Below are 8,060 nucleotides of genomic sequence, written 5' to 3' on the forward strand. Positions count from 1 at the left end.
TCTGAACTCCTTGCGAAAGAAAATCGGCAATGGATGGGCCAAAGACTATTGCGCCAATCGAACGGGCAGCAAGCTGAAAGAAACGACAGCGATTGCTCTTTTGTTGCCGGCCTCCTTCATTGCGTCACCAAATGTGCCACAATGATCTGAAGGCTGATAGCGATTTGTGAATCGCGGGCTTCCGGACGCGGCGCGATGAACAATCCGGCGCCACGCGAAAAGTCATTATGTCATTTTTGACATTATGAGCGCACAAAGAAACATCATCGCGACGTGCGCGCCGCCCGGTGTCCGGGCGCCGCGCCGGACCGGCCCGATCGTGTGCTCCATCGCCGCCGTCAGGGATTGACCCGCAGCGCGGCGAAGCGTCCGGTCAGGGCGCCGCCGCATTTTTCCGCCGCGCTCCGGATCGCCTGCTTTTGCTTGCGCGCCTTGTCGTCGCCGGTGGAAGCCATCGTCGTGGCCGTCGGTGGCGGCGCCTTGTGTTCTTCCGGATCGCGCAAGCGTTCGAACAAATTGCTGACCAGACTTCGCAGCCGGGTATTTTCGGCCGCAAGCTCCTTCATTTGCATGACGGCAGGCGCATTCAGTCCGCCAAACCGGCGACGCCACCGATAGAAGGTTCGAAGCGACACGCCGGCGGTGCGGCAGATCTCCGCCACGGAAACGCCGGTGCTGGCTTCGTAAAGCAGATGCAGGATTTCGCTATCGGTGAAACGCGAACGCCGCATCGGATGCTCCTTTCAACGTTCGACCTGGCGTCGGCACCGCGCTCGTCCCGGCGCAACAAGCGCTGAGCTTGCCATTTGATTTGATAATAGCTTCAATATGTCGGGGTTCCCAGAAATTCGAGACGATGCCATGTCGCCAGGGCGCGGCCGCGCTCAAACGCAACGCCAAGTCTCTGGCTTGCCTGCGATATCGGGAGCAGATTTGCGCCTTCACTGTTGGAGTCCTTATCCATGCCGCGCCGTCATGAACTTCCAAGCACTCCGGACGTTATGGTATGGGGATACCTGGATAGCGCCACACCCCCTGTCCTGGAGGTCAACTCGGGCGACACCGTCACGCTGCACAGTTTCCCCGCCGGCGGAAAAGAGACCCTGCCCGACGACCTCAGCCTGGTTGGCGCGGACTACATCACGGCGCTGGAAACGCTTCCGCCCGGACCCGGCCCGCATTTCATTACCGGACCGGTCTATGTGCGCGGCGCCCGGGTCGGAGACACATTGCAGGTCGACATTCTGGATGTGAAGGTGCGGCAGGACTGGGGGTTCGTCTCCATCTTGCCGCTGCTCGGCACGCTGCCGAATGAATTCACCGACTACGAAACCATTCACCCGGCGATCGATCGTCACCGCAACGTGTGTGTGATGCCGTGGGGCACCGAAATCCCGATCGATCCGTTCTTCGGCATCATCGCCACCGCACCGCCGCCGAGCTGGGGACGCTGCGGATCGCCGGTGCCGCGCGCATTCGGCGGCAACATGGACAACAAGGAATTGCGGGCCGGGACGACGCTTTATCTGCCGATCTTCAATGAAGGCGCATTGTTCTTCGCGGGCGACGGACATGCCGTGCAGGGTGACGGCGAAGTGTGCATTACCGCGCTTGAAACCGGCGTCACCGGCAGCTTCCGTCTCACCGTGCGCAAGGACATGGGAATCGAATGGCCGTTCGCCGAGAGCGCCACGCATCTGATGTCGATTGGCCTCGACGAGGACCTCGACGACGCCGCCAGGCAGGCGGTCAGGGAAATGGTCAAGCACGTTTGCGCGCGGACCAATCTCACGCGCAACGAAGCCTATATGCTGTGTTCGCTGGCCGGCAATTTGCGGGTGACGCAGCTCGTGGACGGCAACAAGGGAATTCACATGCTTCTGGCGAAATCGTGCCTGTGACGCCGGCGCGGCTGCTTGGTCTGGGGCGAGGCAGCCCTCACGCCAGCGCCAGCCTTTGCCGCGCGCGCATCAGCAGCAGCAGCATGATGGCGACGTTGAGCGCGTTCCAGGCAACGCCGTTGAGGAACGCAGCGCCATAGGAGCCGGTGGCGTCAAAAATCACGCCGGAGACATAGCCGCCGAACGACATGCCGAACACCGAGGCGAAGATCACGATGCCGACGCGGGTGGCGGCCTCGGACGCCGGCATCGCCTCGCGCACGATGATGGCGTAGCTCGGCACGATGCCGCCCTGGAACAGGCCGAACATCGCCGAGATGAGGTAGAGCGAGACGAGGCTGTCGAAGAACATGTAGAACATCAGCGCCGAGCCTTGCGCGATCGAGCCGATCAGGAGCGTGCGGATGCCGCCGATCCGGTCGGCGAGGAAACCGGAGCCGATCCGGCTGATGATGCCGAAACCCAGCATCAGCGACAGCATTTCGGCGCCGCGCGCCACGCCATAGCCGAGATCGCCGCAATAGGCGACGATGTGCACCTGCGGCATCGACATCGCGACGCAGCAGGCGATGGAGGCCAGCGCCAGGATCGCGGTCAGCGCATTGGTGGAGAGCCGCAAGTCGACGCGTGGCGGCGGCGCGTTGACATGGCTGCGCCGCGTCCCCGCGCCCATCAACAGGCGCAGGCCCACCAGCGCCAGCGACATCGCGATCGCGGTGAAGATGCCGACGGCGATATGGGTGGCGCGCCAGCCGAACGACTGCATGCCAAAATTCACCAGCGGCGGCCAGATCGTGCCGCCGATGTAATTGCCGCTGGCGGCGATCGCCACCGCAAGCCCGCGGTAGCGGTCGAACCAGTGCGAGGCTTCCGCCATCAGCGGCCCGAAGGTCGCCGACGAGGACAGCCCGATCGCGAAATGCACCAGGATGAAGGGCCAGATCGACGACGACAGGCCGGCGCCGAGATAGCCCAGGCCCAAAATGCCGATGCCGAGCCCGATCGCGGTGACGATGCCATAACGGTCGGTGATTTTTCCGGTCAGCACCCCGCCGGACCCGAAGCCGAGCATCACCATGGTGAAGGCCAGCGACGCGGTGCCGCGGCTCGCGCCAAACTCGGCCTGCACCACCGGCAGCGCCACCACCACCGACCACATCCCGACGCTGCCGAGCGAGCCGATCAGCACGGCCACGGCAAGCCGCGTCCATGCCCGGCGGGAATCGGGGACGAACAGCGCGGTATCGCGGGTGAGGTGAGCAGAAATGTCCACGGCTGGTGCAACTTCATCGACCGATGCCTGCGGGTCAAGCGCCATGGCGCGATATTGGGCATGCAGATGTGGGGGTGTGCCGCCGTTTCTTCGCCGCTCCCCGCCTGCGGGGAGAGGCCGGCGGGCATCGCCAGATGCGCACCGGGTGAGGGGCTGCCGCCGCGCGTTCGGCTGCACGAGAAAATCCAGCACGTCGGATGGGTTGAGCAAAAAGCGATCCCCATCAATGATTGTGTTCTGGGTTGATGGGTTTCGCGAGATGCTCAATCGCGGTAGGGACGCCCATTACTGAGCGCCCCCCGCACAGAACCGTACGGGCCCAATTCGGGCATACGGCTCCCACCTTGGGTGTCTGACGGCGAATTGCCGTATGCGTTCCAGCGCCTGTGACACACTTGCCCGGTTCTGCGCCCGGTGCGTGCTTTGCTGGCCCACATTCCCCTCGGCCTCCGCCCTTGGCTCCACCGGCTCCGCGGCGGATCGCTCCGCTCTGTTCGTCGGCTTCATAGCTACTATGGCGGAGTCTGACTTCCTGCCTCCGTGCGTCATCGGCTACGGCTCCTCGCCTTCCCGATGCGGACCACAGCGGCACTGTGCCGGTGGCCAGAGGCAGGATCTCCCGGTTCCCGTACAAGGAGCTTCCGCACATGCCAGTGTCTTTGACCACGCCGGATCGTCCAGACGCTCGCGATTGCGCGCCGGACGTATTGCCTTCCACGGTGGGTAACGCGTCGGCATCCCGGAAGTACGTAGTTTTCGAGGCTCAATGGCTGGCCTATGCGCTCCCCTGCCGACGCTTCACCCCCGCCCTTACGGACGACAGTGCACGGCTCGGGGCCGATGTGGTTCGCTACTCCTTCATCGTAGTGGACTTGCACCACCTACTCCTTGCCGGTCTCCCGGCGCACACCCGCCCTACGCGCTGTTGTGACTTGGGCAAGAAAGCTCGCTCGATCTGTCCGGCGCTCAATGTGACATAGCCAATGATATCGGATGTAGCGGGATCGCAAGTAACGTTGGTGCGCGAGATGCCGGCGGCTTGGTTCACGCGACCCGGCGTCGCTTTGGAGTCTGTCTGCTCGCCGCCGGGCGTGCTGAAAGGGTTAGACCCAGGGCGCGAACAATGCGCATGACCGTGCCGAATTCGGGATTGCCGGTCTCCCCGAGCGCCTTGTACAGGCTTTCGCGGTTCAAGCCGGCCTTCTTCGCAATACCCCCCATGCCGCGGGCACGTGCAACGAGACCAAGCGCGTCACGCACGAAATCCGCGTCACCGGATTCGAGCGCCGCCGCAATATAGGCAACCTGACGCTCTTCGGTGTCGAGATAATCGGCGGCATCAAATCGTGTTGTCTTGGGTATCACAATGTCTCCGCTATTTTCTGAGCCCGTTTGATATCCTTCGGTTGCGTGCGCTTGTCGCCGCCGCACAACAGGATCACAATCTGTGCTCCGCGATGCACATAGTAGATCCGGTAACCCGGCCCATAGTCGATACGCATTTCGAAGATGCCGTGACCGACGCCTCTGGTGTCGCCGGGATTCCCCATCTCCATGCGGCGAATGCGGCCGACAATGCGCGCGACCGCATTGGCATCCCTGAGGCGGTGCAGCCAGCCCGAAAACTCCGCCGCTTGACGCACTTCGGCCATTTAGGCGCAACGTAGTCCATGGGCTACAAACCGTCAAGCGACATCCGGCGCCGGCTCGAGACCCAATGGCAAGCATAGGGCTGCCGGCGGCTCAATGCGGCGCTTGCGGGCCAGTCGGAAACGCTGTCGTAGAAGATCGTAGATTGGCGCGCCACGGCCGACGAAAATGGCAATATTGGTTCGCCGTGGAGCTATGATTGTTTATTCGGCGCCGCGCAGGACAGTGCTATCCTAACCACGGCTTGTTGATAGCACTACAGTCAGGCTGCAACTCGCTGACCAGCCTGCGCGCCCTCTGGCCAGCGGAACGAGCAAATGGACGGAGGCACGGTACTTAACCCGAAAGGGTGGCGGTTATATCAACCAGCTGGTCGGGAAGTACCTCAACGGGTACGTGGCCTGATAGAACTCTGTCGCCGCGCGTGAGCGGCACGACCGGCCAGAATTCGCCCGCGGTAGTGTCGACCAGATACACCTCGTCCGGCATGTCTTGCCGAGTTGCGAAGGCATTCCAAAGCTCAGGTGCTAAAAAGAGGTGACAAGTTGTCCAGTCGTCCGTCTCAAGCGCCAGAACGGAGATCGCCCCGGCGTCTTTGCAGCTCTGCAGCTTCGGACATTTGCATCCAAGTGCGTCGGCCAGTTCCTTGCGCCGCCTCTCGTCGATCATGATCGGCCCTTCCGACATGATGAGCAGCAAGCCATCATGTTCATCAATGCCGGTTGCGTTGGTCTCATGCAACAGAGTCACCTTAAAATCCAGACCAGGCGGATTTCCTGACCAGGCAGGCCGTTTGCCTGACGCGCGTTCGGAAAGAAGCCGCGCGGCCGCTATGGGCAACCAGTCGATGAGAGCCCTTTGAGCGGCAGCGAAGCCTCTTCGCTTAATGCGCCGGCCAATATTGCTGGGGAGACAGAGCTTCCAGTAGCCTCGGCCAGGCAGGGCACCCGCCAGCTTGGTGATGATCGGCCTTCTGAACTCCTCGAACAGCAGTTCGACTCTAACTTGATTGTCGAACGAGTTGATGCGCGTATGCTCGATTGCGTACTCCTGGGATCCTAGGCGAAAGCGTGCCTCAACGTTCTTTCCATTACCAGCATCCGCATGAGCACGAAGGTCACGACGCTTTAGTTGCGTGCGGTCCTCCAAAAGGCGGATAACCGCATCGCACACCTTACCCTCGTTGGTGCGACGCAAGGCGGCGCGCTCACTGCCATTCTGTTTCGGCACACTCATCGACCGCCTCAAGCATTCGTCTCAGCCAAGACATTTTACCATGCCTAGTTTATGGGGCGCCATGGGGCGGCGGCGCCAAGCAATTCGTCAACCTGCCGTTTCGCCTTCTTGAAGGCCGTTTCGACGTCGACGTCTGAGAACATTTGGGAATTCGGGTTGGGCCACGGCAGATGAGGGGCGCTCGGGTAAATCCCTACGTCCCATTTTGGCCCGTTCTGCGTGGCTGTAAGTTCATAGCCTTTGCAAGACCTTGTCTGAGTTCTCATTTCCTTGCTTTCTATGGTTGAGGGCTCAGGCGCTACATAGGGAGGAGAGCCAGAGACATCAATCCGCCCTGGGAAAAGGGCAACGCCCTGAGGACATGTGCAATAATGTTGGCGCGTCCATACAACGCTTATGGGACGGAGAGCTTGTCTCTGTTACTGGACAACAATTCGATTCGGCATTGCGCCCATTTAGATTGTCTACTCTGAAGTTGATCGCGGAGGTTTTGCTCCAGTTGGGCAAGATTTGAGTGCTTTGCACGGAGGTCATAAAGCAAATTCTTGTCTTTGATCGAGAAGCTGCCACAAGTTGCATCCTCCCATTCAGCGAGGCTGGGCGGACGTCTCAGGTCATCATCTGCATCCACCCATTTTATGTCGGCCGAACCGGTGGCTACCATGGCCTCAATCATAGGCTTTGGCACTTCCATTTCATCCAAGTACTGCCGAATACTGTCGAGCACCCCACGATACGCGTTGGCTCCTTCTATTGGCCCCAGCGCCCTAAAGTCCGGATCGTCAGTTCGCGGCCGGTGTAGCCCAACCGAGCCGCCACGATCGACCGCGCCAAACCACATAAGCGCGCATGCGCTGGCGCAGATACACCGTCCGCTTTCGCACTCTGGCTCACGAGATATGGACGTGAACGTCTCGCCCCCAAGAAACCGAATAGGAGCGGATGCACGAATCAAATATTTTCTGAATAGCTGACCAATCTTGATGGCCTCCACAACATCTCCGCCTGGAGAGGCAAGTATAAAACTTGCTAGAAACGGATGATTTGGTCGATAGAGCGCTCGCACTTTTTCATAGTCGCCCGGCTCAATTGGACCGAAGATGAAGCCACTAGCGCATGTGCTGCCGGTCGGCCGAACTCCGGAAGGCCAGCGTCGTCTAAACCAACCCTCATCTTGCGGCAGTGTATAGCGACCGTAAATCCCGGAAGCGCACCGAACCTCAGCAGCGGGCGCGAATTCGAGCGGCCACGAGGACAGCAATACGAGGGCTGAAAGCGCGAGAAATCGCATTTTGGTTCTCTGGTTGAATGCCCGAGTTTGCATCGAGCTTGCTGCGATCGAAGTAGGAAATCAACAAGGCTCGAAGCGGAATTACGGTGCCAGTGCACTTAACTCGTCATAGCAATACATCGAGGGTGTGAGACGCGCCGCCAGCCGATGCAACTCGACGGCTTGCATCGGGAGAACGGCGAGTTTCGGCGTCAATAGCGCATTTCCGAAATGGCGCGCCCGAAGAGATCGAACTCCTGCCCGGCTTCGTAGGGCGGGTCATACTTCCGGTTTATTGACGAGTCCGACCACGCGAATTTCATGAACCAAATCGACGTGATTTGCCCTGTCAGTCCCTCCCGCAAAATAAACTCCTTCTCGCCTGCCCCCAAATCAGTTCTGGAACTCCGCGGTCTCATCCCTCAACGAGGGGCGTATCGCGATCGTCACGGACGTTGGGATGGATGCGACGCGGCAGCGTCGGCGCGCAACGGGATCGCAGGGCAGGCTTCGGTCTGTGAGCGATCAACCAGCGCGCAGACGAACGATGTTGTAGCGTACGGGCACACGTTGACAGTGCGTTTAATTGATACCCTGTCACCGCGCGCATTGGTGCGACCCATTGGTGGCCGTCGAGCTGGTGCAACCGGCCGTATGGCCCCTTGTATTCAGCCCGACGGGCAAATCACCAATTTCTGTCCAGCCCCTTTGCGAAAATTTTTCGCTTAAC

General features: G+C 60.6%; 7 protein-coding genes. 1 reads left to right on the forward strand and 6 read right to left on the reverse strand.

Features of this window, described 5'->3' with window-relative positions; genetic code table 11:
- Nucleotides 1–338: 338 nt before the first annotated feature.
- Nucleotides 339–731, reverse strand: a complete 393-nt coding sequence (locus WCE35_RS21145; RefSeq protein ID WP_424595263.1) for a transposase — start codon at nt 729–731, stop codon at nt 339–341.
- Nucleotides 732–962: 231 nt separating this feature from the next.
- On the opposite strand from WCE35_RS21145, the gene WCE35_RS21150 reads away from it, so the two are divergent.
- The gene (locus tag WCE35_RS21150) at nt 963–1,901 is read left to right on the forward strand and encodes an acetamidase/formamidase family protein (protein ID WP_424595264.1); all 939 of its coding nucleotides are present in this window, start codon (nt 963–965) and stop codon (nt 1,899–1,901) included.
- A gap of 37 nt (nt 1,902–1,938) precedes the next feature.
- Here WCE35_RS21150 and WCE35_RS21155 read toward each other — a convergent pair whose 3' ends face one another.
- From WCE35_RS21155 to WCE35_RS21175, 5 genes are all read right to left on the reverse strand, one after another.
- Nucleotides 1,939–3,219: an MFS transporter gene (locus WCE35_RS21155; protein ID WP_424595265.1), complete on the reverse strand. Its 1,281-nt coding sequence runs from the start codon at nt 3,217–3,219 to the stop codon at nt 1,939–1,941.
- A gap of 999 nt (nt 3,220–4,218) precedes the next feature.
- The gene (locus WCE35_RS21160; RefSeq protein ID WP_424595266.1) at nt 4,219–4,539 is read right to left on the reverse strand and encodes an addiction module antidote protein; all 321 of its coding nucleotides are present in this window, start codon (nt 4,537–4,539) and stop codon (nt 4,219–4,221) included.
- A complete protein-coding gene (locus tag WCE35_RS21165) occupies nt 4,536–4,826 on the reverse strand; it encodes a type II toxin-antitoxin system RelE/ParE family toxin (protein ID WP_424595267.1) in 291 nt (96 codons plus the stop codon). The genes WCE35_RS21160 and WCE35_RS21165 overlap by 4 nt, the downstream gene beginning before the upstream one ends.
- 334 nt (nt 4,827–5,160) lie before the next feature.
- A complete protein-coding gene (locus WCE35_RS21170; protein ID WP_424595268.1) occupies nt 5,161–6,060 on the reverse strand; it encodes a hypothetical protein in 900 nt (299 codons plus the stop codon).
- A 394-nt stretch (nt 6,061–6,454) separates the two neighbouring features.
- Nucleotides 6,455–7,351 (reverse strand): hypothetical protein, encoded by an 897-nt coding sequence (locus WCE35_RS21175; RefSeq protein ID WP_424595269.1) that lies wholly within the window; start codon nt 7,349–7,351, stop codon nt 6,455–6,457.
- Nucleotides 7,352–8,060: the final 709 nt, after the last annotated feature.

It is taken from the genome of Bradyrhizobium sp., from assembly GCF_049691595.1.
In the GTDB taxonomy this organism is placed as follows: domain Bacteria; phylum Pseudomonadota; class Alphaproteobacteria; order Rhizobiales; family Xanthobacteraceae; genus Bradyrhizobium.

Excerpts from the sequence above, each read along its gene's own strand:
- WCE35_RS21145 (WP_424595263.1), bottom strand. The coding sequence starts at position 731 with ATGCGGCGTTCGCGTTTCACCGATAGCGAAATCCTGCATCTGCTTTAC.
- WCE35_RS21150 (WP_424595264.1), top strand. The coding sequence starts at position 963 with ATGCCGCGCCGTCATGAACTTCCAAGCACTCCGGACGTTATGGTATGG.
- WCE35_RS21155 (WP_424595265.1), bottom strand. The coding sequence starts at position 3,219 with ATGGCGCTTGACCCGCAGGCATCGGTCGATGAAGTTGCACCAGCCGTG.
- WCE35_RS21165 (WP_424595267.1), bottom strand. The coding sequence starts at position 4,826 with ATGGCCGAAGTGCGTCAAGCGGCGGAGTTTTCGGGCTGGCTGCACCGC.
- WCE35_RS21170 (WP_424595268.1), bottom strand. The coding sequence starts at position 6,060 with ATGAGTGTGCCGAAACAGAATGGCAGTGAGCGCGCCGCCTTGCGTCGC.
- WCE35_RS21175 (WP_424595269.1), bottom strand. The coding sequence starts at position 7,351 with ATGCGATTTCTCGCGCTTTCAGCCCTCGTATTGCTGTCCTCGTGGCCG.